Genomic DNA, 24,735 nt, shown 5'->3' with positions numbered 1-24,735 from the left:
TTATACACCCCTTTTTTTATTTTCTAAATATAAACCAGCAGATCAGCAATATTACAATCAACACGGGAATCAGCCATTTCATTACCGGACCTGCGCCTCTGTCATTGTATTCTTCTACAGCCTGGGGAGATGGTCCAGGATCAGCTTCATGTTTAGCATAATTGTGTTCTATTGGCTTATGAGGTTTATTAGGATCCTCAGCATGCCTTGCTTCTATATTTTCAATACTATCGTTATGATCTTCAGGGTTATTATTTTGATTTTCCATGATTTCTAAAATTTGGTCTGCTTATATAACAGCGGCTTAAATAAAAATGTTTTATTCTTAAAGTTTATCTTTGTAGACTGATGATAAACAATTCGGCTAAATACAGCAAGCTCATTAAAGATGAGGCCTTTCGACTGGGCTTCATGCAATGTGGTATTGCGAAGGCTGAATTTCTTGAAGAGGAGGCTCCAAGATTAGAAAAATGGTTAAACAATAACCATCATGGCCAAATGGGGTACATGGAAAACCATTTCGACAAGCGCCTAGATCCGAGACTATTAGTAGAGGGAGCTAAATCTGTAATTTCTCTTAGTCTGAACTACTACCCTGATCAGCAACAATCTGATCCCAATGCACCAAAGATCTCGAAATATGCGTATGGCTTTGATTATCATACGGTAATCAAGGATAAGCTCTTTCAATTATTAAACTTCATCTCTGAAAATATTGGCGAAGTGAATGGCCGTGCTTTTGTTGATTCAGCCCCTGTGCTTGATCGTGCCTGGGCTAAAAAGGCAGGTATCGGATGGATCGGCAAAAACAGTAACCTGATTAGTAAAAAAAGTGGCTCGTTCTTCTTTCTCGCTGAATTGATCATCGATCTGGAGTTGGAATACGATAATGCTTTTGAAACCGATCATTGTGGAACCTGCACCAAATGTATAGATGCCTGCCCTACCGAAGCGATCCTTTCTCCTTTTGTCATTGATGCAAAAAAATGTATCTCCTATTTAACCATTGAATTAAGAGAAGAAATCCCTACCAACTTCAATGACAAAATGGACAACTGGATGTTTGGATGTGATGTTTGTCAGGATGTCTGTCCCTGGAACCGCTTTTCCGTACCGCATTCAGAACCCATGTTTCAGCCCAACGAAAACTTATTGAGTATGAAACGCGAAGACTGGATGGACATTACTGAAGATGTTTTTAAAGATATTTTTAAAAACTCCGCCGTCAAAAGAACCAAATTTAAAGGCTTAACGAGAAATATTGACTTTCTGAAAAAGACCTCTTAATTATTTACCAAATTTCATTTTAAGCTGCTCCAGCATATCATTGGTTACATCCACTGGCGGCTTTTCATTTTTAGGCTGAGGTTTGAATCCTGGATTATTAACTTTAGGTGTAGGCCTTTGACCAGAAGTATTGGAAGGATTTTGTGCAGATTGCTGCTTCTCTGACTTTAGCTGGTCTTTTTTCTTATTCCAACGCTCCCATATCTCAGTTAGCTTCTTCTTTGTATAAAGAGGAAAATCTCCTTGTTTCATCCAGGCATAGTAACTCGGCTCGATATTAAATACTTGTTCGACTGTTTTGCCTTTATGTTTCCCGAAGTTGAAACACTCCTCACCTTCTTCGTTAAAAACCATTCTACCTGCAAAATCTACCGGTTTATTCATATTGGTAAATGCATGAAGGGCATCTACATCATTCTGAACAGGCTTTGATAGGTTCCCTTGTTTATCTTCAAAATCAGCATCCTGATAACGCTCGATCTGTGCTAACAATACATGATACGTTGCGGTGATGTCCGCTTCTGCTGAATGCGCATTGACAATATCTTTATTACAATAGAATTTGTAAGCTGCACGAAGTGTGCGCTGCTCCATTTGATGAAATATGTTCTGAACATCTACAAACCTGCGGTCAGTCATATCAAAATCTACACCTGCTCTTAAAAACTCTTCCAATAAAACAGGAATATCAAATCTGTTAGAATTATATCCGGCAAGATCTGCATCACCGATAAAGTCGGAAAATTCCTGTGCTACTGCTTTAAAGGTAGGTTGGTCTGCTATATCTTTATCGTAAATTCCATGAATCAAAGACGATGCAAGGGGAATTGGCATCTCCGGATTAATGCGAAGTGTTTTTATAATTTCTGTGCCGTCTGGCATCGCTTTTAATATGGCAATCTCCACAATGCGATCAGAACCTACGTTTACGCCGGTGGTTTCTAAATCAAAAAAAGCAAGCGGACGGTTTAAATTTAATTTCATCTTTAACTATTTGTAACGATTCAAAAGTCGTAAAAATCATCCGGTATTCCTTAACTTATTTGATAAAGGACAAATCTGTGTAAATGATTTAGCATTTGTTTTAATAATTGCTTTACTCCTTTTATCTTGCGCCATGTTTAACCCGCTCAATATGAAATGCCTTTCCGCCTTGCTCTTCTTTTTTGTTTCTTGTATTCTCAACGTAAATGCACAGAATTTTGAATACGGAAAACTCACCGGTGAGGATCTTGATTTAAAAAATATTGTACTGGACAGTAATGCAAATGCAATGGTAATCCGTGAATTCGGAACATCATCAATGCGTTTAGACGATGTAGCAGGTAGAATGACTATCGATTTTGAGTATCACGTTAAAATTAAAATTTTTAACAAAAATGGATTCGGAAGCGGCAATATTATCATTCCAAGAAGAGTCTATAGCGACAATGAAGATGAAATTAAGGAGCTTAAAGCTACAACAATAGCCTTTATTGATGGTAAGGTAGTCAGAGCCGAACTTGATAAAAAAAATGTTTTTACTGAGCGGAAAAACAAATATACAGTACTAACAAAATTCACTATGCCCAATCTTACAGAAGGCTGCATCATCGAATATAGTTACCGCATGATTCTACCTAGTATATTTAATTTTAAAAGCTGGGATTTTCAATCTGATATACCAAAACTTCATAGCGAATATATAGCTGTAATACCTGCGTTGTATAATTACAATGCTTCCTTAAGAGGAGGAAGAAAACTGACATCTGATAAAGCTGAATTACAAAAAAACTGTTTTAGAGCTGGCGGATATGATGCCGATTGCTCAAAACTGACCTATATTATGAAAAATGTTCCAGCCTTTGTGGAAGAAGAATATATGACTTCTCCTGACAACTTCAGGTCAGCAATTTATTATGAGCTATCCGACTACCATACCTGGAATGGAGGCAAGAAAAACGTAACTAAAACATGGAAAGATGTCGATTACGAATTGACAAGCGACAAATCGTTTGGCACCCAAATGAAAAGAAAAGACATTTTCAAAGATATACTGCCAGAAATACTCAAAAATACTACTGATGAATTGAGTAAAGCTCAGGCAATCTATTCATATATTAAAAAAAGCATTAGGCGAAATGGTTTTATAGGTATTTATAGCGAGACAAATATCAAAAATGCTTTGGAAACGCATACTGGAAACACAGGAGACATCAATTTAGCACTCATAGGAGCATTGAGCGCGGCAGATCTGGATGTAGATGCGGTTATACTGTCAACAAGGGCCAATGGCACAGTGAATACACTTTATCCTGTCATCAGTGATTTCAATTATGTGATAGCAAAAGTCAACATTGGTACTGAAAGTTATCTTCTAGACGCAACGGAGCCTTTAATGCCCTTTGGCTTACTGCCTCTTCATTGTATTAATGGACAAGGGCGTGTAGTGAATCTAAAAAAACCGTCTTACTGGTACGATATAAAAGCAAGCCAGAAAGATCTAACCAGGTATACCTTAAATGCGGAGTTGACTAACGACGGAATGATTAAAGGCCAGCTTACCACTTATTCATCCGGTTATTCCGGATTAATAAAACGAATGAAAATTAAAGCTGCCAATTCTGTTGAAGAATTTGTGGAAAAATTAGATGAACAAATGCCCAGGATCAGTATCAGCAAACATGACATCCAAAACCTTGATAGTCTTGATAATCCATTAATAGAGGTATACGATATAGAAATGAAAAGTTATGATGATGTCAACAAAGACCAGCTTTTTTTCAATCCATTTTTCATTAATAGAACGGAGAAAAATCCATTTAACCTGAATGAACGAACATATCCTGTCGATTTTGGTGCCATAAGAGAAGAAAGAGTGAGCATATTTATAAAACTGCCAAATAGCTATACTATTACTGACAAGCCTAAAGATATAGCTATGAGTCTTGAAGATAACGGGGGGAAATACATGAATACCAGTATGGTAGAAGGTGATACCTTCATATCACAGCAAGTACTCCAGTTAAGCAAACCTATTTATGAACCAGAAGAATACCTTTCACTAAAGGAGTTCTACAGTCGCTTGATTCAATTACAAAAAACAGATGTTGTCTTTAAAAAGAATAAATAGCCTCATGCAAAAAAAATTACTAATCCTATTTTTCATTGCATTTACTTACGGCAGTTTCGCACAGAATAAAACAGATTATAATGCAGATCTGATTCCATCAAACCTAAAATCAAGAGCCGGAGCTGTGATAAGAAATATGGAGACTACTGTTGACATGAGAACGCAGGACAATGTAATTCTCTACGTTAAAAAGGCAGTTACGATTCTTAATAAAAGTGCGGATGAAAGAGGGGCACTTTCTATTTACTATAATAAGAGCACCGTTGTTAAAAGTATAAAAGGTCTCCTATTAGATGCTGCTGGCAATACCGTAGGCAAATTTAATCAGGCAAATTTTAGCGATGAAAGTGCATCAAGCGATTATTCACTTTTTGAAGACGCCAGAATCAAAAGCTTTGCTCCGTCTATCCTTTCATATCCATATACAGTCGTTTATGAATATGAAATCAGATATAGGCAAAATCTCATTATCCCTGAATGGTATGCCAACCCCTATCCCGATGTCGCCGTAGAAAAAAACAGCTACACATTTATTTGCAAGCCAGAAGATAAAATCCGTATCAAATCTTACAATTACAAAAGCAGTCCAGAAGAGTCAATTACTGAAAAAACAAAGAGCTTGACGTGGAGCGTAAAAAACCTTAATGCTTTTAAGTACGAACCGTATGCGCCAGATCCTGACAGTTACCTTACCTATGTGAAAATAGCGCCAGAGCAGTTTACCTATTATGGCTTCAAGGGGACTTACAACAATTGGAATGAATTGGGAAAATGGGTTTACAATGACCTGATTAAAAAAAGGCAAACACTTAGTCCTGCTGCTATTTCTGATGTAAATAAACTTGTCGAAGGAATAACTGACGACAAAGAAAAGGCGAAGAAAATCTATGAATTCATGCAAAAAAAGACCAGGTACATCAGCGTACAGGTAGGTATAGGGGGATTTCAGCCTTTTCCGGCATCCGAAGTAGATCGCCTATCCTATGGCGATTGTAAAGCATTGGTGAACTACACACAAAGTCTCTTGAAAGCTGTAGGCATAAATAGCATGTATTGTGTTGTAAACGCCGGCAGTTTGAAGAAAAACATGGATATTGATTTTGCCAGTATGGATCAGGGTAATCACATCATTCTATGTGTTCCTTTTAAAAATGACACTACCTGGCTTGAGTGTACAAGTCAGACTACGCCGTTCGGGTACCTGGGGACATTTACAGACGATCGCACAGTATTTGCTTGTACGGAAGAAGGAGGGGGAATTTTAAGGACTCCGGCATTAAATACAACAACTAACCTATCGAAAAGAAAGGCTGAATTGACAATAAATGATGAGGGGGATGTGAACGGGAACATGCAAACAAATGTGTACGGATCGCAGTATGACAATTATGAAAGAATCATTAATGAGCCGTATAAAGAACAGTTAAAACATTTGAAAGAAGCATATGATATCGACAACATCAACTTCAGTGACGTTAAATTCATACAAAAAAAGGAAGGTATTAATCCTGTAACGACTGAATCCCTTAAATTAAAGATTCTAAAATATACGCCTAAAACCAGTAACCGAATTTACCTCATTCCAAATATCTTCAATAAAGCAAGTTCAATTCCTGAATCAAAGAACAGAAACTTACCAGTATATGTAAACCGGGGATATTCAGACGAAGACGAAATCATTTACGAATTACCGGCAGGATATGCATTGGAAAATAAGCCGGAAGATGTAACTATAAAAACTCTTTTTGGAACTTATGAAATGGCAATTAAGTCAGATGGTAAAAAGCTGATATACAAAAGAAAACTGAGTATAAACAGTGGAATATTTGATGCGAACAAATACGTCGATATAGTTGCTTTTTTCAGCAACATCAATGGATTCGACAACAGTAAAATTACACTGAAGTCAAACTAACTCAAGATGACAATCCCCAAGCCAATTCCAATGATCATGATCAAATACATCAAAATCTCTGTAGTAGCAAATTTCCTGTATTTTGTCCAGAATGAGTTTTGATCTCGCTGATTTTCCATATTCTAATTTTTAAAAGAACCAGCCTTAACCATCGCTTTTTGATAAACAGGCATGTTTAAATCATCAACTACTACTCCTCTTGTAGTAGAAGCATGAACGAAATAGTTGCCATTGAGGTAAACACCTACGTGATCTACAGACGCACCTCCGAATGAAAAGAAAATCAAATCCCCTTCCTTCAGTTGGCCCAAACTTTTTTCATTTACAGTCTCAGCCTGATCTCTTGATCTCCTTGGCAAGCTATTGCCATAAATATCCTTTTGAAGCAAATATGCAAATCCAGAGCAATCAATACCACTTTTATCTAGACCACCTAAACGGTATTTAACCCCGCTCCAATCTGTTATAAAGCGGTACAGAGGTTTACTTTTTAAATGAGACATCGCATCGGCCATTTTAGAAGCCGAGGTATTTGATTTCACTGCCAATTTTCTCGAACCACATGCAGACAAGAACACAATGGCTAATAAAAATACTATAACCTTCAATCCTTCTCGACATCTTTTTAAAGCAACCATACTTATTGTTTAACTATCCTTTGTATTTCATCCAATTTCAGCAAAGCCTCTACAGGGGTTAATATATTTACATCCAGATTGTTCAATGTATCTCTGATCTTAACAAGAATTGGATCTTCTACTGCAAACATATGTAGTTGATAAGCCTGATTCTGAACCTTTTTGATGCTGTCTTTAATGCTTTGTCCCTCAGTCCTGTCGATCTCCAGTTTCTTTAATATTTCATTAGCCCTGTTGATCAGTTTGGGTGGCATACCAGCCATTTTAGCAACATGAATACCAAAACTATGCTCACTGCCTCCTGGCACAAGCTTTCGAAGGAATATTACTTTATTACCTACCTCTTTAATGGAAACATTGAAATTCTTAATCCTGCTCATCGTATTGGCCAGCTCATTCAATTCATGATAATGAGTTGCAAATAATGTCTTGGGCTTTGCATTAGGATGGGTATGCAAAAACTCAGCTATAGCCCATGCAATTGAAATTCCGTCATAAGTACTGGTACCTCTTCCTATCTCATCTAGCAGGATCAGACTATTGTCAGAAATGTTATTCAGGATACTTGCCGTCTCATTCATTTCCACCATGAATGTACTCTCTCCTGATGACAAATTATCAGAAGCACCAACCCTTGTAAATATTTTATCTACCAAGCCAATACTCGCAGACTTCGCTGGTACAAAACACCCCATTTGAGCCATCAGTACAATAAGTCCTGTTTGTCTTAAAATAGCCGATTTACCCGACATATTCGGACCAGTAATGATGATGATCTGCTGATTGTCGTTATCCAGAAATACATCGTTCGTAATATACTCCTGTCCAATCGGCAGTCTTTTTTCGATAACAGGATGCCTTCCTCCCTTGATGTCCAGATCCTTACCTTTGTTTACCTCAGGTTTCACATAATGACTCTGGACAGCAAGCTGTGCAAAGCATAATAAAACGTCAAGCTGCGCGATCAGGAAAGCATTCAATTGGATCTGCTTGATGTACGCAGCTACCTGATATATCAATTCATTATATAAACGAATCTCAATTTGTTGAATCTTTTCTTCAGCACCCAGTATCTGTTCTTCATATTCCTTCAGCTCCGGAGTAATATAACGCTCCGCACTTACCAAAGTCTGCTTTCTAATCCAGTCGGCAGGAACCTTGTCTTTATGTGTATGTGTTACCTCCAGGTAATAGCCAAATACATTATTAAAGGCCACTTTTAAAGAAGGAATTCCTGTAATTGCAGCCTCTCTTTTCTGAATTTCAACAAGATAATCTTTGCCTCCAAAAGCAATCTTACGCAGACGATCCAGATCCTCATCTATCCCATCCGCAATTACATTTCCCTTGATCAATAACGCCGGTGGGTCTTGCTGCAATTCTCTCTCCAGCTTCTCCCTTATCGTCAGACAAGGATTCAACTGCTCTGCCAACACAGAAAGAAAAGGATTTTTAGCTTCTTCAGCTATTTTCTTTACCGCTTCTATATGATAAAGGGCTTTCTTTAACTGACAAAGCTCACGGGGACCAACTTTCTGCAGGCCTACTTTGGAAATGAGTCTTTCCAGATCACCAATCTGCTTAATATGACCTAGAAACTCCTGTAAAAGCCTGTCGTCCCTAACTAAAAACTCCACCATACCAAGACGTTCCTGAATAGGTTTCAGTTCTTTTAAAGGCATTATGATCCACTTATGAAGCAAGCGGGCTCCCATAGGCGTAGAAGTCTGGTCTAAAACCTCAAAAAGGGTAACCGCATTGTCGTTTGCTGACGTAACCAACTCTAAGTTTCTAATCGTAAAGCGATCTAACCAAACAAATTTATCCTCTTCCAATCTGGAGATAGAAGAAATGTGTTTCAGGTTACGGTGTTCCGTTTCATTCAAATAATGAAGCACCACTCCGGCCGCTACAATACCAGTCTGCAACTTATCTACTCCAAAACCCTTTAATGAATTTACTTCAAAATGCTTGGTTAGAATTTCATTGGCATAGTCATTTGTAAAAGCCCAATCATCCAAATGAAAAGTATAAAACCTATCACCAAAAAGCTCTAGAAATTCCTTCCTCTTACTCTTTTGAAAAACTACTTCTGTAGGTTTAAAACCTTGCAAAAGCTTATCAATATATTCAACATCACCCTGTGCGACTAAAAATTCACCAGTTGAAATATCAGCAAAGGATACACCTAACGTATTTTTATCGAAGTAAACTGCAGCTAAGTAATTGTTTGACTTCTGACTAAGGATATTGTCATTGTAAGCAACTCCTGGGGTTACCAACTCCGTTACACCTCGTTTAACAATCGTCTTGGTCATTTTTGGATCTTCCAGCTGGTCACAGATGGCAACTCGTTGACCTGCCCTAACCAGCTTCGAAAGATAATTATCGAGTGAATGGTGCGGAAAACCTGCGAGCTCGAGTGCACCATTTGGACCAGTGCCCCGCCTGGTAAGTACAATTCCTAATATTTGCGAAGTTTTTACAGCATCCTCGCCAAATGTTTCATAAAAATCGCCAACCCTAAACAGTAATAATGCACCCGGATACTTTGCTTTAATCGCATTGTATTGCTGCATCAGTGGAGTTTCCTTCGTATTATCTTTAGCCAAAATGATTCTATTTACAAAATCGTAAAGATACTACCTTGACATGTAGGCTTCATGATTTGTTGAAAATTAAAAAAATGTGAATAGGTTTACAGTTTCCCAATATAAGAAAGGAACAAATTTAAAGCTTCACGTTTTTGTGCAGTCAACTCAAAATCAAGCTTATTCATCAGGTAGTCTTCCAGATCGAAATTATCATGTTTGGGCAATTCCTTAACCAGTTCTAACCGATACGCCAGCCCCTTTGCCAGAGCTACATTAAACTCGTTTATAAACTCTTGAGATATAGCTATATTGGCCACCCATGCTGCATAAACAAACGGCAACCCGGTAAAGTTCATCCACTCCTCACCCATGTCATACGCAAATGCATAATTAGACTTTTTACCAAACGTACGGTCACCAATCAGCACTAATGCATCAGTCTTCAAATCAGGATCAGTAGTAAACTCAACTTCCTGTTTCCAGTAAAATTTAAGCAACACTTTTGCGAGGTTATTAGAAGTCCTTGATTGGCTATCAAGTCTCACTTTTTTAATCTCGCTGACCGGCACATCACTAAAAATAAAAACAGAATTCACTGCACCTTTCGAGCCGATGCAATAATCGGCTACAATATTTGCATCGGGGACATAAGGAATAGCAGCTACTGGAATCAAACCTATATCTACCTGTTTATTAATTAATTTAGTTGCGCAATCTGAAGGGATATCTAAACTTAAATCTATCTTATTTATCAGTTCTGAATGTTCAATACCGTATATAAAGGGTTTAGTATTCGTATAAGAAACCGCAGAAATTTTAATCTTGTTCAAAAGGGTATTATTTTAAATGATCGGTATTGTTAAAATCGATGATCGTGAATTGGTCACCGGTCAACTGCAGCCTGTAAAGTGTTGTATTCAGATGCGGGAATTCTCCCATTTCCGATAGTGGTTTATTCATCAGCAAGCACATAAACATACGCATCGCCCGTCCGTGCATACACACCAAAACCAGCTTTTCATCAGTATGGCTCAGAATCTCGTCCAGCGCCTCTTTAAGCCGCAACAAAACCTGATTAGGACTCTCGCCCCCTACAAAATGAGCATCAAAATCTCCTGTATCCCATTTTTCTGCCAATCCTTTAAAGGCCGCTATCGCATTTTCATCATTGGGCTTACCCTCCCATTCGCCCCAGGCAAGCTCATCAAGACCTGAAAGTTGCTCCCAGGGCGTGCCTGCATCAACAAAGCCTTTTACAGTCTGATGAGTACGAACTAGTTTAGAAGTATATATTTTTTCAAATGGGACATCTTTATACCGCGCATAAAAAGCCGCAGCCTGTGCCCTACCCGTATCGTTAAGATCACTATTTACTCCGCGTCCCTGTACAATTCCGAGTTTATTTAATTCCGTTTCACCATGTCTGATGATGTATATTTCCTTATCCATTAATTGACTACCGGGAGTTTATAATATTGTGGTTTTACCTCGTCATCAAAAACAACGTCTGTATAATCTTTGATCACATTATACAATGTGTCTCTTTCAATTGGCCTTCGTTTCACTTGTTTAATCAGATTTGCGACCTCCTGCGTGCTCATTGCAGGCGTTTGTTCCTCTGCACCAGCCATAGAATAGATTTTTGTGGTATCATCCAGCGTCCCGTCAATATCATCTACCCCAAAATTAAGGGACAACTGTGCCGTTTGCCTGCTGATCATCGCCCAATAAGCTTTTATGTGATCAAAGTTGTCCATATAAATACGGGCTATCGCATAATTTCTCAAATCTTCTATCACAGAAACTTCTGGCACATGATCCATCTGGTTATGCTGATTCCTGAATTTAAGCGGTATAAAAGTCTGAAAACCTCCAGTCTTATCTTGTAACTGGCGTAGGCGCTCCATATGATCTACACGATGTTCAAATCGCTCTATATGCCCATATAACATGGTGGCATTAGAACGCATCCCCAACTTATGCCATTCCTCATGAATAGCGAGCCATTGATCCGCGGTACATTTATCTTTTGCTATTTGATCCCTGATTTCAGGATGAAAGATCTCTGCTCCACCGCCGGGCATTGATTCCAGTCCTGCTTCCTTCATGAGTTTCATTCCGGACGCATAGTCTATTTTAGCCTTTTTAAAGATATAATGATACTCTACCGGAGTCAAGGCCTTCACGTGTAGTTCTGGACGATGCTTTTTTATAGCTGTAAATAAGGCCGAATAAAACGCCACATCATATTGAGGCAAAACCCCTCCTACGATGTGCACTTCTGTTACTGGTTCGTTATCATATTTTTTTACGATATCCAGCATCTCTTCCATCGTCAGCTCCCAGCCTTCAGCCTTTTGTTTGATCAAACGGGAATAAGAACAAAACTTACAGTCGTAGACACATAAATTGGTAGGCTCCAGGTGAAAATTGCGGTTAAAATAAGTATTGTCGCCATGCTTCGCCTCTCTGATATAATTTGCCAATACGCCCAAATAAGCCAGTTCGCCGTGTTCATAAAGGTAAACGCCCTCATCAAAGCTGATCCGCTCCTGATTTTGTACCTTTTTTGCTATATCACGGTGCATCTTCGGCAAATCCGGATCATCAATAATCAATGCTAATTTTGAAGTAGTATCCATGTACATAATATGATGCCGCAAAAGTACGATAAAATAGCTATAAAGCGGGCTTAAACAAAAAAAGCCTGTCATTTTCATGACAGGCCTTTTCTAAACTTTAGCAGTTATTTTACTGTAAAAGGAACTACTATATTTCCCCACATCAGTGATACTTTGCCAGATTTATCTATTTTAAAGGTCATCTTCTCCATAGCGGCAGAAGCCTTTGCCGGCTTTACCACTGCACGAAGTACATCCTGTGCTTCAGCATACGTATTGATTGGCTTATCCCAGGCTTTGTTCAAAATAATAGTCCATTCTTTTTCACCAGGAATAGAATACATGGCATACTTACCCGCAGCAAGCGCTTTTCCTTCTACTTTCACGGCTTTATCTACCTCAAATATGGTAGCCTCATTAGCACCCGTACGCCATACTTTTCCAAACGGAGCGATTTCTCCGCCTATAGTACGACCTTTAACCGATGGCTGACTATATTCTATGGTCACCGTAGCACCAGAGCTGATGGTTTGTTTTACTACCGCGGGAGGACTTGGACGCTTACTTTTATCCTGCTGAGCGAAAGATGCAAGTGTAGCTACACTTAGGAATAATGTTAGGACGAATGATTTTTTCATGATTTTAGTTTTATCAGATTAAGGTATTAAAGATAGCGATTCATTGGGAGAAATAGCAATTCCTAAATAAAAAAGGGCTATCTGAAAGTCGTCATCCTGATTTTCTTTCAGTAGCCCCTTTTCCTTACCTCATTCTACACCACTGTCAATGCCCCCACAAATACACTGTCGCTAGACACCTTACCATCCGCAGACAGCAGGCTCATATAGCACTGTACTTGGTCGCCGACAAATGATGTTGGCAATTGTAGCGTATACGTTGCCGCTACACGGGTTACAGCACCAGCGAGCACCACAAACAGGTTCTTGTCTGGATTGTACACCACAAAGGTGGCTTTGTCCGTGTCTGCACCAAACGCCACATTAAACAGCGTATCCCATTCAAATTCCAGGTTTGCGCCTGCCGCGGTAGCCACCGTTACATCCAGTGGCGGACTAAGCTCTCCTTTGCAAAACATCACCATTGGATAATTGATGGTAAAGTTTGGCGCCACACCCGTCACGGCGTATTCCAGGTTGTATTGCACTGCAGCATTCCAGGGCGATACTTTTTCCTTGTGCACATTGAATCCCGTACGGATAACGCCTTTGACTATTCTAAGCCAGCTCGTTACCAAGCCAAATTTTGCACGCTGATTAAGCTGTGCGGTGGAGGGTGGTGTTTGAGAAGGGTGAGGCAGCGGGCCTACAATGTTTTGTCCATTCAGCCACCGGCCTATGTTCGCACCATTTTTGCCCTGAAAGCCACCTGAGGTTCCCCAAATTGCTCTTCCCATAGTTTAAAAATTAAGTAAAACCATTCAGTTAATTAAACCAAACATAAATGGTTCATTAACAATAAAATAATGAAGTATAACTTATCGGTAGAATAAGGTGAAATCTGAAAGAAACCGAAACTATCTGTATTACTTCCTGTCGCCGTTCAACAGTTTCAGTATCAGATCCACATCCAGCCGATAAAACTTACAATATTCAAAAACATTTACTTGCTGATATTTGGGAATGTTATACGCTTTGCGTACATCAGCCAGACGGCCTTGCGCTGCAGTCTCACCAAGTCTGGTGATTTGCCGCACGTGTTTAATTGAGAGGAATAAGCCTTCCATAAAATTTAGGTTTATGTCAATAATTTAGTTGATCTCCTAAAATAATGGTGAAATTCCAGTCAAGCAATTGCAAAAAGACAAAAAATTAACCGGACAGTTTATTTTTCAAACGACTCAGATATGACACTGTAATTCCCGTATAATTTGAAAGCTCATGCTGCGAAAACTGGTGTGCTGCGAGCTCAGCGCAGCTGACTGCTGTTAGGTTATATTTTCTAGATCATCTAGGTCCTTATTCCTACCAGCAGATTTTTTAGCAGCAATGAGGCCGTCTTTATGAATCGTCCTTATAAAAAGATTATCATCTTCAAATACAACGGAATTCTGATAACTCTGATCGAAATCCAGGCCCTTTACTTTTACCATAATATCAATAGCTACTGGAGGTCTCCCAAATGTAAACACATCCCAAGCCGGATGAGATAAAAAGTTCTTCTCTGTCATATCAAAAACCGGCATCCCAAACTCTTCGAAGGCATTTTTTAAGCTGAGGTAATTTTCAGACGTGCGTTCAACCCAAATATCCATATCACCGGTAGTTCTGGAATAACCGTGTAGGATAACTGAAAATCCTCCAACAAGCATATACCGAACATTTTGGTTATTTAATGCTTTCAGAAAATCTCTAAAATCATCATTAAATATATTACCCATTAGATCTGGCTCTGGTGGAAAAGGCCGTCCTGTCTAATTTCGGCGGATTACCTTCAGGATAATTAAAAGCAATACTGTTTAGATAAGCAGCGACTTTCAAGCGTTCTACAAAATCCAGCTTCTTATAATAAGAAGCATGATCTGCGGCTTCATTGACGGTATGAGCCTTAAAAGCAGTTCGATCTAAACGATATGTAGCCATATTCAAAAGTACAATTCCCAGAGGATTTTTCCTAATTGACTTGGTAGCGACATTAATAGCTCCGTCCATCCCCCCTCACTCTCTAGTTTTCAAACGGCTCAGGTAAGACACCGTAATTCCCGTATAATCTGCCAGCTGCTTTTGCGAGAAATGCTGCCATATCTCCTTGCCATAGATCTGTTCAAAGATCTTCAACCGTTCCTCCATCACCAGCTTGTTCATATTCGCAATTACTACTTCATGGTTTTTAAGTTCGGCCAGTATACAATTGGCCAAGGCCTCTGCTTCAGGCGCAGTCACTTTCAGTATCAGGAAATCTGCTTTAGAAAAAGGAATAATCACCGAGCCTTTGGTAAAATGCAATGTACGATTGGAGGGGACATTGTTAAAGAAACCATCTGCATCCAGCCCAATCATCCTGGAGGGCAAGATCTCATCAATATGTTCCACATCCAAATCTTCTTTATCTTTCCCCGGCTTGGTGAAATACCCGAATCCCTCATCTACCCAATAGGCAATATCGTTAACACCATCCCCATTTTTAAGACTTGTATATTTTGCAGCCAATATCTTAGCTATAAGCATTGGATCTATGCTGGGATCAAAAGCAGGGGATAATACAATTTTACTGTGCAGGTAGGACTTGAGGTTTAGGACGGGTTCATCTTTAGTGTATTCCATAATTTGATGCATTAGTTATTTAAATGGTCAATCTTTACTTACAGGATGCATTGATCCCAGGTGATTGGTGAGTTTACGTTTAGGCATAATTTAGGGTTTATTAATTTTAAGAGTTGCTAATTTTCAATATTTTGATGTTAAGATGGTTTGTCCCAACCACTATACCACGCCCATGAAATGAGACGCACCAGAACCAAACCAACAATCTATCATTGATTTTTTCGATCGCCTCGCTTTTCGCTTGCCTTTCTTTACATTCTCTCTAGGCCTGGCTTTCTTCTTCTTGTATAATCTTAGGTAGAGCAATTTGTTACTGCTTATCAGTTATCATAAATACCTCCATTTCCCGGGTTTCCTCTATAAGGTCAAATCCATATTTTTTCAAAGCATTTTCTAGTTTTAATATATCATTAAATACATCCGGCTCAAACTGCATATCCAACCTTCCTTTATAATTTGTCCCATTAATAATCGGGTTGCTCATAATTTGGTTTAAGGAGCTTACAAAAGCGGCCAACGACATGTTTTTAACGAATTTCATATGCTGACCAGACTCCCTAAGGTTATTTGATTGTTCTGTACCATCAGGTTTTTTAAATATTCTGGGCTTTTTGGATGTCAGCACATAGCACTTTACGAATCTTCTTTCAAGTTTTGCACTGAGCCCAAAAAACTGATTCAGATTTGCTTTTAAATTCTCTTCAAAATTGATTAAATCGTCACTATTATTAATCATTTCAAAGCAGTATAAATCTTTTGTATTCCATTCAGCAGTAGCATCTTCCTGCCGAAACCGCTTCATATCCTTCACTTCGACCAAGATCTGGGATTTCGGCAAATAAGCCTTATAGGCATCTTTATAAATGCCTATTATTGGGTAATTGATCCAATACTGACGGTAGATACGACCAGCATTATTTGTAAAACTGCGAACATGAGGTCCTAGCCCATTAGCAAAGCCTGTAAAAGTAACCTGGCTTTCGATATGTGCCTTGTTAAGTATACCACTATGGCTAAATAAAGCATCTTCATCAATTCCATAATCATTTTTAAAGGGTAAAGATATTTTTTCACCATTTAAAAATGATTGGATATTTTGCCCAACAATTTCTTGTGGCCCGGTTATAGCAACTATACGCAAGGCACTATCAAGCCAGACATAGTGAGGGATAGATCTGTGCTTAAACAGCTTTTTAGCGATAGAATCCCCGAATGATGATGGCAAGGAATACTTTGCCCCGGATTTTGTCTTTCTTCTTTCAAAAAAGTTCAAAATCCGCTCTTCAGAATCCATTTCATTCATCAGTAATATCTGGATCTTGCTATCAAACCTGTGTTGTAAACTATCCAGCTTAGGAAAACTCAAAATACACCCCGAACAAGATAGTGTCCAGAAGTCTAAAATAATGAGGCTTTTTTTTATTTCGTTCAGCTTGGTCTTTTTATATTTATGGTTTACCAGGCTTAGGCTTAAATCAGGGCAGGTATCTCCAATATTTAGTTCTTTAGCAGGATTGCCCTGACCATAACCCAAAAGGGCCATAGAGGTCAATAGCAATACAAAAACTAGCTTTGTAATGAATTTCATATCAGTCTTTGGGATAAATACATTAAAAATTAACGAGGGTTTTGGGGCATGCCGGAATTCATAATCACATTCTCTGGTAAGGGTAGCGCATATCTTTTATCATTGGGCGCTAAAGAATAAGTTGTACCGTTTAATGAGCGCCCGATGATGATATTTCTATTTTCCTTATTTAGCCTCTTGATATCAATCCATCGGATCCCTCCCCGCAATACAAGTTCCTTTCTTCGCTCTATCAGAATTTTATTCAACGCATCATCTTTTGAGGTTGCTGAAAACGGAGTAAACAAAACATTTTTATTCCATCTTTTTACCATTAAGGTATTCAGATCGGTCATAGCCTTGGCAACATTATCTTCGCGCGCATAACATTCGGCCCTGATAAGTATGATTTCGCTTACAGCAATCCCCCCGAACATTGCACCATTCCCGTTGTATGACCCTTTAAAAGTTGCCGTATTGTCAGCATTTTTTCTAAAGAATACAGATTTCCTGAGATCACTATCACTATAAGAGTTAAAAAGATTTCCATCAATTATGGCTCGTGCCTGAGTTAATATAGCAGGAGACCTGCAGCTGGAATGATAAATAACTTCTTCATTATATTGGGCAATCGGAAAATTCGCAGCAGCATTAAGCGTATTAAAATCCAATAGCTTATTGTTCAATTGCAAACAAGAATCGGCATAAACACCAGCTTCCTTATATAATCTCATGTCCAGATAAGTCTTTGCTATCAAACCATAAGCTGATGCCCTCGATGCCCTGATAACATGCAATGGCACAATTGGTAAATGGGCGACAGACAGTTTCAGATCATCTAAGATTTTATTGTAAGACTCTCTGACTGAGGCACGCGTAGAAACCTGATTAAAATCAGTAGTCAACCGTAGCGGAATACCTAGATCGGTATTTGAACTGCTTTCGTCAAATGCCGGTGACCAAATTTCAACAACCTTCAAAAAGCATTTAGCCCTCAGGAATAAGGCCTGAGCTTTCAAATGGCTCCATTCCGCTTCGTTTCCTCCCGTTTTCTGTATCTTTTCAAGACTTTCCAATACTGTGTTGGCTTTGTACAACAAATCATATAGATAAGTCCAGTTATTTACGTTTGTTGTAGAGAAAACATTTTGCTCCCATATATACATATCTCTGTCAAATTCAGTTGAAAGTGCTTGCCATATCGAAAAGGTAACATAGTAATTATCTGCACTTTCCTCCCCGGCACTTGGGTCTGATTGGTTTGTGAGATCAAAATCAATTAAGGCCTGTAGATCTCTTAAATTAGTGATAACAGCGAATTTATCGTTAGATTTTTCTTCAAGGTATTTTTTACAGCCAAGGCAAGGAAAAAGCACCAAGGCAATCCAAATAGTAAAAAGGCATTTTATATTTTTCATGACAAGTTAGTTTAAAGTGAGGTTTTAAGGCCAAATGAAATATTTTTAGAAGGCGGAATTGAGGTGTCTGCATAATCAGGGTCTATGTCCAAAGATCCCGTCTTCCATAGAATGCCTAGGTTACTTGCGTTTATAAAAAACTGAACGGTTTTAAAGGGCTTCAATTTTGCTCCCTCTATCGAATAACTTAGTGTTACATAATTGAGTCGGATATGATCTCCCCTACTAACCAAAACCTCCGAATTGTTATAGAATAAATCCCTGTTGCTATTTGCCGGATATACCATGGAAGGCACAGTTGTCATATTCTCATCTCCGGTTTTAATCCATCTATGCTCATAATCACCATGACCAATGTAATTATTAAATAGACTGGTATAATAGATGGATGATCTCTTAAAATAGTGTCCGAATTTATAAGACAATCTGGCTGTTATTGAAAATGATTTGTAACTTAAGGTATTTCCTAGTGTACCATATACTTTAGGAAGGGCAGAACCACTAAAAAGTAAATCCAAAAATTGTGTGCCATTATTTGTTATATTGGTGTAGTCTTTACTAACCACACCATTGATGTAGCCTTGCGGATCTCCGGTATTGGGATCCAGCCCGGCCCAACGATAAGAATATACTCCGTTTACAGGATACCCCTTAGGACCCGCCGCATTTCCGCCTACAAATCTTAAACCCTGAAGTGTTGGTAAATAGTAATCCTGTACCTTGTCTTTATAAAAGTTCAGGTTGATCTGTGAAAGCCATTTTACATTTCTGTTCAAATTTATCGTATTGATCTGGATGTCTAGTCCGCTGCCAGCTATTTCAGCAACATTTTTAACAACGGTATTCGAACTTATTCCCACAGTGGGGTCTATTGGCGCCTGTCCAAATAAATCAGTACTTTTTTTATTGTAGTATTCTACACTTCCGTTTACGATATTATTTTTTGTTCTGAAATCGAGTGCAAAATTTAGCATTCTAACTTCCTCCCACCTTAAACCGGGATTATAATATGTTCGGAATTGGGCCAGAGGTGTTGATGTTGCAGGGTTTGTACCTAAGTATTCTATGGTTGTGGCGGTAGTCCTGTTCGGGTCTATATTACCACTGTACCCCAAAGTAGCACGTAATTTCAGATAAGGCAACCAATGCAGTTTATAAAAATCTTCCTCGGAAAGATTCCAACCTAAACCAGCCGACCACAGAGGTTTCCATTTATCATTAGTGGTAACTCCGAACAGGTTTGAACCATCGCGGCGTATACTTCCAGAGACAGTGTATCTTGACCTATACGTATAGCCTGCATTTGCATAAAAGGATAAAAACCGGTTATTTGTCTTACCAAAATTTGTCCTGTCCGGAATTAAATCAGTTAATCCACTTATATATTGCCGATGCCTGGTTATATAATCTACACTTGCCGTTCGCAATAACTCTTCATCATAGCCATATGCCCGCTGCCCGGAGAAGCTATTGATGATCTGTCTTGTTTCCATTCCCATTATTGCATGAATAGTGTGAACATCCCAATCTTGATCGAAGTTAACTTGTCCGCGCAAAGACTGGCTTTCCGTGTCAGTATTGGTTAAATCCAGAATGCCTTGATTTGGTATTGCATAGGTAACTGTAGAGCCGGAAATCCTAGTAAACCTATTTACCAGATCTCTGGTGTAATAGCTGTCCTTGTCTTGTAAAATGCGATTCACAGATTGTTGTTTCTGATATTGGTACTTAACATCAAACTTTAAATTTGAATTCAATTGATATTGTGTCCCCAAGTTAAACAGCATATCACGAACCTTTACAGATCCAACATTATGCTTATAATCTTCCAGCGGGAAATATTTCCAATTAGCTAGCTTACCCTTTCCAGCTGTATCTATATAGGTTTGTCTATATTGTGATATGAAAGCCGGATTTCCATTTTCATCAACAAGTCTCGAATAGGGCGGCAAATTATTCACACCCATTTTCGTGCTCTGATAACCGGTCTTACCGGTTAAATCTTTACTATCTGTATACGTCACCCCTCCGGTAATGCTGATGTCCCTTAAAGGTTTAAATGTGGTTTGTGTGCTGATGTTTAATCTTGTATAACCACCAGATAGCTCTGTTTTATTGTCATTATAACCTGCAGAAAAGACATAGGCAAGCGCATTTGAACCTCCCCTGAAATTTAGCCCATACTGTCGATTAAATGCATTTCTATACACATACTTATTAAAATCGTTTCTGACATCATTTTGTCTTAAGTTGTTTAAGCTTAGTTCCAATTGTTCATTAGTGATAGACTTGTTTCTATTGGAAATTAATAACTCTACAACTGGGGAGAGCGGCACACGGCCTATTGCATCGTTCTCTTTACCTGTGTAAAACCCTTTACTAAAAAGGTCTCTTTCGAAGTCAACAAAGGTGCTGGAAGAAATATTCTTGACATAAAACAGATCTGGTTTATCTGTGATCGTGGTATTGGCACTAAAATCAGTAGTAAAGGTCTGGTTAAATTTCCCTTTTTTTGTAGTGATTACAATAACTCCGTTACCGGCACGTGTTCCCCAAATTGATGCGGCAGCAGCATCTTTCAGGACCGTTACAGATTCAACAGTATTGGGATCTATATTATTAATATTTCCTTCATAAGGAAAATCATCAACAACTATCAAAGGAGACATGATCGATGGTGTCATGGTACTTATACCACGTATCAAAAATTTCCCGTTGGCAGCCGTTCCAGATACTTTTCTGTCAACTTGTAATCCATTTACAATTGATTCCAATCTATCCAGTACATTTATACCTACCTGCTCATTATATAATTTATTCTCAATCTGTACAAAACTCCCCGTAGCCCGAGTTTTATCAATATTCTGGTAACCCGTATTATAAATCACGTTCACCTCCTCCAACTCTCCAGTCGCCACACTCAACCTAATCTCCAATGGCATTACTGCACCCCTCAATGAAATCTCCAATGCTTTATACCCCACATAACTAATCTCCAATACCGCATCCTCATCCACATTAGCTAAGTAAAACTCACCATTTTCATTACTCTTTGTGATCTTATTCGACCCCTTCACTTTCACCGTAGCCCCGGCTAATACCTGGTCATTCTCGCCAATGATCTTACCCCTAATATCAATGGCACTAAAACGAGCAACCAGATTATCCAGAAAGGAAGGCGCTCTCTTTTTAATCATAATCACATTATCCTCTATCGCATAGCTAAAACCTTGCTTACTCAAACAGGTTTCCAATACTTCTTTGAGGTCGGTATTTCTGAAATTTGCGTCCATTCTTTTGCTGACGTCGATCTTTTCACTTGAATACAACACCTGGTATCCGCTTTGTTTGCTGATCTCATCGAGCACTGTTGCCAGACTGGCATTCTTCTGGACCAAGTTGATCCTCTGCGCAAAACTTGCTGCGCTTACCTGAATCAGGCAGGTGGTCATTATGATTACAATCATTCTCATAATCAATATCATTTTCTTCAGGAGCTGTTTTTTAAACAGTGCATCCCTGTTAAAAGCATTTAAATTCATACCTTTAATTTTCTGGGTTAAATACGTGAAACACTCTACAATTTTGTTTTTCAGGGTTAGCTCAGATATAGCCGTAGAAGGGTTCAGAGACTTCTGCGGCTTTTTTTATAGCAGCCCTTTTCTAATTTAACTCCGCTTTCGTAAATGTCTTAGTCTCATAATTGGTTGTTGGTTTAGTTGATATATGGTTAGTTCAAGAATGATTTCTATACTATTTGGTAATCGTAATTTTTCTACCTTCAATTTTAAACTTCACATCTCCTGCAAATTCTAGCTTCGATAGTACTTTTGATACATTCTCGTACCTTGAAAAAGACCCTTTAAACGTTACAGGCTTAGCAGCTTTGCGCTCATCCACAATTGCTACATCGTACCAGCGTGATACCTTTGCCATGATCTGCTCCAGTGGCTCGTTGTCAAACACAAATCGCCCTTCTTTCCAGTCTACATCATCCTGGGCATCTCCTCTAAGCAGCAATACTCCTTTTATCGTATTTATCCCCCGCTCACCCAGTTTCAGTACACGTGATCCTTCCTTGCCGGTTACCTTCACCGATCCTTCCAGCAAACTGGTTACTGTTCCAGGGTGCTCATCGCCATAGGTATTTAGGTTAAAATGTGTACCCAATACTTCCAGTTGCTGTCCTTCGCTTATCACTATAAAAGGTCGTTTCTTATCCTTAGCCACTTCAAAATACGCTTCTCCCTCTAGTTCAATTTTGCGTTCTTTACCAGACAGGTCAGATGGGAATTTTAACTTACTGGCTGCGTTTAGCCATACTTTGGTGCCATCAGGCAAGGTAAATATATAGGTTTGGCCTTTGGTGGTAGAGGCAACTAGATCCCTCGGAACTCGGGATGACAAAACACCATCATTGTCATCCAGAGCATCGCGAAGGATCTCACCGTCACTATACTTTAAGTCTTCCCCTATCACCACCCCGCTCTTCGCATCGCTCAATTGAATTACCTTCCCATTAGCAAGTGTAATCGTTGCTCCGTTTTTGCCCGGAGCGATATCGTTCATCACAACGCTTTTGTCATCCAGACCATCGCGAAGGATCTCACCTCTATAATTAAAAAACCAAACCCCAAACACAACCATCGCCACTGCCGCGGCAACCGCAGCAATTCGAGGCCATAAACGAACCCGTTTCACTTGCTCGTTGTTTCCTGATCTATAATGTTGTAGATTCCGGTAAACCTCCAGTGTGATTGCATCAAACTCACCCGCAGCAAATTCAGGGGCATTACCCTCAATCCTGTCGTACCATTCGATCACCAGATCGCGCTCCTCTTCAGAAACCTCATTCCGGTTATATTTTTCGATTAGTGCCTTGATTTCTTTTAGTTCCACTGTTATCCCATTTTAGTACATAACCGGTCAACTATGAAAAAGTACTATACCATTTTAAAAGTTTTTTGGTTTTGCTATCACAGACTTTCTATTTCAGCCACGCTAAGTTCTGTCAGTTCGGCAATTTCCTCAATTAAAAAGCCTTTGTCCTTGAGCTTTCTGGCCGTTTTTACCGCCTTTTCATACATCATGGCCTCTCCAATTGCACGACCTTTTGCTTCTCCTCTGGCCTCTCCTCTAGCCTCTCCAATTGATTCTCCAATTGCACGACCTTCTGCTTCTCCTATTTCCTTCGCACCTTCGATTATCGCATAGTAATCCCAGCGCTGTTTTGTCCTGTTGCTGATCATATTTTGTTTTTTTTGCAAACTGCTAATAGTTGTTACAGGCTTTTTATCTCAGCCACGCTAAGTTCTGTCAGTTCGGCAATTTCCTCAATTAAAAAGCCTTTGCCCTTGAGCTTTCTGGCCGTTTTTACCGCCTTTTCATACACCATGGCCTCTCCAATTGCACGACCTTTTGCTTCTCCTCTGGCTTCTCCAATTGATTCTCCAATTGCACGACCTTCTGCTTCTCCTATTTCCTTCGCACCTTCGATTATCGCATAGTAATCCCAGCGCTGTTTTGTCCTGTTGCTGATCATATTTTTTTCTGCTTTTGTTAAGTTTATGTATCTGGCGGCCTCACAAAACTGAACCAGTTCGGGCTCAGAAAATGTAGCCGGTATCGCTTGCAAATGATTCAAATGCTTTAAAGCATAAATCCACCGCTCCAAATCGCTTTTCAGTTCTTGCTCTGTCTTCTGAAAATGAGGCATTTCGATATAAATAAAGCTAAGTGCACTGCAGAATACTTTTTCTGCAGTAGTATCGAAAAGGGCAACATCATGAAGCCAAATGCGATCCTCGTCTTCGCTAACTTTAAATTCCTCAAGCAATGCTATCACATAAACATCCTTCAGGTCATACCCCCATTCCCTGCGATTGCCGCGGGGCGCCTGCTCCACCAGGAGTCTGGATCCGTAATACAAGGAGCGCTTCTTGAAATTCTTATAATACTGCCTCTGCATCTCGACCAGAAAAATAGCTCCTTCCTGATCCTTGCAAACCATGTCAACCGTCACCTGCCCTTCTTCTTTCGTTTCGCCCGGATATTCGCTTTTGAGGACTTCAATAGAAACCACCGTCTTTTTTCCCCGGAGTACATGGTTCAGGAAAGCGACCGTCAGTTCTTGATTTTGTTCAGCAGCAAACAGGCGCTTGAAACCCACATCCTCTAGAGGATCAAAAAAATAGGGTTCTTGCTCCTTTCTGCTGCCATAGGCAATTGCTGGTTCACGGAGCGTGTCGTCAGGAATATCTTCTTGTTTCATCACAAAGTTTTTCACTGACAAATATAAATAG

23 protein-coding genes are annotated in these 24,735 nt (G+C 39.2%); 3 read left to right on the top strand and 20 right to left on the bottom strand.

Features of this window, described 5'->3' with window-relative positions:
* Nucleotides 1–16: 16 nt before the first annotated feature.
* Nucleotides 17–268 carry a hypothetical protein gene (locus tag FA047_RS04000; RefSeq protein WP_136834675.1) on the bottom strand — a complete coding sequence of 84 codons (252 nt, stop codon included), beginning with the start codon at nucleotides 266–268 and terminating at the stop codon, nucleotides 17–19.
* Between the two features lie 80 nt (nucleotides 269–348).
* On the opposite strand from FA047_RS04000, the gene queG reads away from it, so the two are divergent.
* Nucleotides 349–1,287, top strand: a complete 939-nt coding sequence (queG, locus tag FA047_RS03995) for a tRNA epoxyqueuosine(34) reductase QueG (protein WP_136834674.1) — start codon at nucleotides 349–351, stop codon at nucleotides 1,285–1,287.
* On the opposite strand, the gene FA047_RS03990 is transcribed toward queG, so the two are convergent.
* A complete protein-coding gene (locus FA047_RS03990; RefSeq protein WP_136834673.1) occupies nucleotides 1,288–2,271 on the bottom strand; it encodes a 3'-5' exonuclease in 984 nt (327 codons plus the stop codon).
* Between the two features lie 151 nt (nucleotides 2,272–2,422).
* Here FA047_RS03990 and FA047_RS03985 point away from each other — a divergent pair, with 151 nt between their 5' ends.
* Both FA047_RS03985 and FA047_RS03980 read left to right on the top strand, forming a co-directional pair.
* Nucleotides 2,423–4,399, top strand: a complete 1,977-nt coding sequence (locus FA047_RS03985; protein WP_136834672.1) for a DUF3857 domain-containing protein — start codon at nucleotides 2,423–2,425, stop codon at nucleotides 4,397–4,399.
* Between the two features lie 4 nt (nucleotides 4,400–4,403).
* Nucleotides 4,404–6,314, top strand: a complete 1,911-nt coding sequence (locus FA047_RS03980; RefSeq protein WP_136834671.1) for a DUF3857 domain-containing protein — start codon at nucleotides 4,404–4,406, stop codon at nucleotides 6,312–6,314.
* Here FA047_RS03980 and FA047_RS20975 read toward each other — a convergent pair.
* The 18 genes from FA047_RS20975 to FA047_RS03900 form a co-directional block, all read right to left on the bottom strand.
* The gene (locus FA047_RS20975; protein ID WP_262709966.1) at nucleotides 6,311–6,433 is read right to left on the bottom strand and encodes a hypothetical protein; all 123 of its coding nucleotides are present in this window, start codon (nucleotides 6,431–6,433) and stop codon (nucleotides 6,311–6,313) included. The genes FA047_RS03980 and FA047_RS20975 overlap by 4 nt on opposite strands.
* A 3-nt stretch (nucleotides 6,434–6,436) precedes the next feature.
* Complete coding sequence (locus FA047_RS03975; RefSeq protein WP_225872622.1) at nucleotides 6,437–6,922, bottom strand: C40 family peptidase; 486 nt, start codon at nucleotides 6,920–6,922, stop codon at nucleotides 6,437–6,439.
* Nucleotides 6,923–6,954: 32 nt separating this feature from the next.
* Entirely contained in the window at nucleotides 6,955–9,564 is a 2,610-nt protein-coding gene (mutS, locus tag FA047_RS03970; RefSeq protein WP_136834669.1) for a DNA mismatch repair protein MutS, read from the bottom strand.
* 86 nt (nucleotides 9,565–9,650) lie between these two features.
* Nucleotides 9,651–10,376: a menaquinone biosynthetic enzyme MqnA/MqnD family protein gene (locus FA047_RS03965; RefSeq protein ID WP_136834668.1), complete on the bottom strand. Its 726-nt coding sequence runs from the start codon at nucleotides 10,374–10,376 to the stop codon at nucleotides 9,651–9,653.
* A gap of 7 nt (nucleotides 10,377–10,383) precedes the next feature.
* On the bottom strand, nucleotides 10,384–10,995 hold the full coding sequence (locus tag FA047_RS03960) for a histidine phosphatase family protein (RefSeq protein ID WP_136834667.1): 612 nt from the start codon (nucleotides 10,993–10,995) through the stop codon (nucleotides 10,384–10,386).
* The gene (gene mqnE / locus FA047_RS03955) at nucleotides 10,995–12,188 is read right to left on the bottom strand and encodes an aminofutalosine synthase MqnE (RefSeq protein WP_136834666.1); all 1,194 of its coding nucleotides are present in this window, start codon (nucleotides 12,186–12,188) and stop codon (nucleotides 10,995–10,997) included. The genes FA047_RS03960 and mqnE overlap by 1 nt, the downstream gene beginning before the upstream one ends.
* Nucleotides 12,189–12,292: 104 nt before the next feature.
* Complete coding sequence (locus FA047_RS03950; RefSeq protein ID WP_136834665.1) at nucleotides 12,293–12,805, bottom strand: DUF2911 domain-containing protein; 513 nt, start codon at nucleotides 12,803–12,805, stop codon at nucleotides 12,293–12,295.
* Nucleotides 12,806–12,939: 134 nt separating this feature from the next.
* The gene (locus FA047_RS03945) at nucleotides 12,940–13,581 is read right to left on the bottom strand and encodes a DUF6266 family protein (protein WP_136834664.1); all 642 of its coding nucleotides are present in this window, start codon (nucleotides 13,579–13,581) and stop codon (nucleotides 12,940–12,942) included.
* Between the two features lie 129 nt (nucleotides 13,582–13,710).
* Entirely contained in the window at nucleotides 13,711–13,911 is a 201-nt protein-coding gene (locus FA047_RS03940) for a hypothetical protein (RefSeq protein ID WP_136834663.1), read from the bottom strand.
* A 201-nt stretch (nucleotides 13,912–14,112) separates the two neighbouring features.
* Nucleotides 14,113–14,565 carry a DUF6036 family nucleotidyltransferase gene (locus tag FA047_RS03935; RefSeq protein ID WP_136834662.1) on the bottom strand — a complete coding sequence of 151 codons (453 nt, stop codon included), beginning with the start codon at nucleotides 14,563–14,565 and terminating at the stop codon, nucleotides 14,113–14,115.
* Entirely contained in the window at nucleotides 14,558–14,836 is a 279-nt protein-coding gene (locus tag FA047_RS03930) for a hypothetical protein (protein ID WP_205943234.1), read from the bottom strand. The genes FA047_RS03935 and FA047_RS03930 overlap by 8 nt, the downstream gene beginning before the upstream one ends.
* Before the next feature lie 6 nt (nucleotides 14,837–14,842).
* Nucleotides 14,843–15,448, bottom strand: a complete 606-nt coding sequence (locus FA047_RS03925; protein WP_136834661.1) for a cyclic nucleotide-binding domain-containing protein — start codon at nucleotides 15,446–15,448, stop codon at nucleotides 14,843–14,845.
* 310 nt (nucleotides 15,449–15,758) lie between these two features.
* Nucleotides 15,759–17,036: a DUF3738 domain-containing protein gene (locus FA047_RS03920; protein WP_136834660.1), complete on the bottom strand. Its 1,278-nt coding sequence runs from the start codon at nucleotides 17,034–17,036 to the stop codon at nucleotides 15,759–15,761.
* 29 nt (nucleotides 17,037–17,065) lie between these two features.
* Entirely contained in the window at nucleotides 17,066–18,433 is a 1,368-nt protein-coding gene (locus FA047_RS03915) for a RagB/SusD family nutrient uptake outer membrane protein (RefSeq protein WP_136834659.1), read from the bottom strand.
* Between the two features lie 11 nt (nucleotides 18,434–18,444).
* Complete coding sequence (locus FA047_RS03910) at nucleotides 18,445–21,975, bottom strand: SusC/RagA family TonB-linked outer membrane protein (RefSeq protein ID WP_136834658.1); 3,531 nt, start codon at nucleotides 21,973–21,975, stop codon at nucleotides 18,445–18,447.
* Between the two features lie 211 nt (nucleotides 21,976–22,186).
* On the bottom strand, nucleotides 22,187–23,332 hold the full coding sequence (locus FA047_RS03905) for a FecR family protein (protein ID WP_136834657.1): 1,146 nt from the start codon (nucleotides 23,330–23,332) through the stop codon (nucleotides 22,187–22,189).
* 77 nt (nucleotides 23,333–23,409) lie between these two features.
* Nucleotides 23,410–23,682, bottom strand: coding sequence for a hypothetical protein (locus tag FA047_RS20405; protein ID WP_169304311.1), 273 nt, complete (start codon nucleotides 23,680–23,682; stop codon nucleotides 23,410–23,412).
* 32 nt (nucleotides 23,683–23,714) lie between these two features.
* Nucleotides 23,715–24,704: an Rpn family recombination-promoting nuclease/putative transposase gene (locus FA047_RS03900; protein ID WP_136834656.1), complete on the bottom strand. Its 990-nt coding sequence runs from the start codon at nucleotides 24,702–24,704 to the stop codon at nucleotides 23,715–23,717.
* Nucleotides 24,705–24,735 lie beyond the last annotated feature (31 nt).

This window comes from Pedobacter frigoris (genome assembly GCF_005116445.1).
Taxonomy (GTDB): Bacteria; Bacteroidota; Bacteroidia; order Sphingobacteriales; family Sphingobacteriaceae; genus Pedobacter; species Pedobacter frigoris.
The sequence above is the reverse complement of the archived record's forward strand: the minus strand, read 5'-3'. Positions and strand labels throughout refer to the sequence as shown.

Excerpts from the sequence above, each read along its gene's own strand:
- FA047_RS04000 (WP_136834675.1), bottom strand. The coding sequence starts at position 268 with ATGGAAAATCAAAATAATAACCCTGAAGATCATAACGATAGTATTGAA.
- queG (WP_136834674.1), top strand. The coding sequence starts at position 349 with ATGATAAACAATTCGGCTAAATACAGCAAGCTCATTAAAGATGAGGCC.
- FA047_RS03990 (WP_136834673.1), bottom strand. The coding sequence starts at position 2,271 with ATGAAATTAAATTTAAACCGTCCGCTTGCTTTTTTTGATTTAGAAACC.
- FA047_RS03985 (WP_136834672.1), top strand. The coding sequence starts at position 2,423 with ATGAAATGCCTTTCCGCCTTGCTCTTCTTTTTTGTTTCTTGTATTCTC.
- FA047_RS03980 (WP_136834671.1), top strand. The coding sequence starts at position 4,404 with ATGCAAAAAAAATTACTAATCCTATTTTTCATTGCATTTACTTACGGC.
- FA047_RS20975 (WP_262709966.1), bottom strand. The coding sequence starts at position 6,433 with ATGGAAAATCAGCGAGATCAAAACTCATTCTGGACAAAATACAGGAAA.
- FA047_RS03960 (WP_136834667.1), bottom strand. The coding sequence starts at position 10,995 with ATGGATAAGGAAATATACATCATCAGACATGGTGAAACGGAATTAAAT.
- mqnE (WP_136834666.1), bottom strand. The coding sequence starts at position 12,188 with ATGGATACTACTTCAAAATTAGCATTGATTATTGATGATCCGGATTTG.
- FA047_RS03950 (WP_136834665.1), bottom strand. The coding sequence starts at position 12,805 with ATGAAAAAATCATTCGTCCTAACATTATTCCTAAGTGTAGCTACACTT.
- FA047_RS03945 (WP_136834664.1), bottom strand. The coding sequence starts at position 13,581 with ATGGGAAGAGCAATTTGGGGAACCTCAGGTGGCTTTCAGGGCAAAAAT.
- FA047_RS03940 (WP_136834663.1), bottom strand. The coding sequence starts at position 13,911 with ATGGAAGGCTTATTCCTCTCAATTAAACACGTGCGGCAAATCACCAGA.
- FA047_RS03935 (WP_136834662.1), bottom strand. The coding sequence starts at position 14,565 with ATGGGTAATATATTTAATGATGATTTTAGAGATTTTCTGAAAGCATTA.
- FA047_RS03930 (WP_205943234.1), bottom strand. The coding sequence starts at position 14,836 with ATGGACGGAGCTATTAATGTCGCTACCAAGTCAATTAGGAAAAATCCT.
- FA047_RS03925 (WP_136834661.1), bottom strand. The coding sequence starts at position 15,448 with ATGGAATACACTAAAGATGAACCCGTCCTAAACCTCAAGTCCTACCTG.
- FA047_RS03920 (WP_136834660.1), bottom strand. The coding sequence starts at position 17,036 with ATGAAATTCATTACAAAGCTAGTTTTTGTATTGCTATTGACCTCTATG.
- FA047_RS03915 (WP_136834659.1), bottom strand. The coding sequence starts at position 18,433 with ATGAAAAATATAAAATGCCTTTTTACTATTTGGATTGCCTTGGTGCTT.
- FA047_RS03910 (WP_136834658.1), bottom strand. The coding sequence starts at position 21,975 with ATGAATTTAAATGCTTTTAACAGGGATGCACTGTTTAAAAAACAGCTC.
- FA047_RS20405 (WP_169304311.1), bottom strand. The coding sequence starts at position 23,682 with ATGATCAGCAACAGGACAAAACAGCGCTGGGATTACTATGCGATAATC.
- FA047_RS03900 (WP_136834656.1), bottom strand. The coding sequence starts at position 24,704 with ATGAAACAAGAAGATATTCCTGACGACACGCTCCGTGAACCAGCAATT.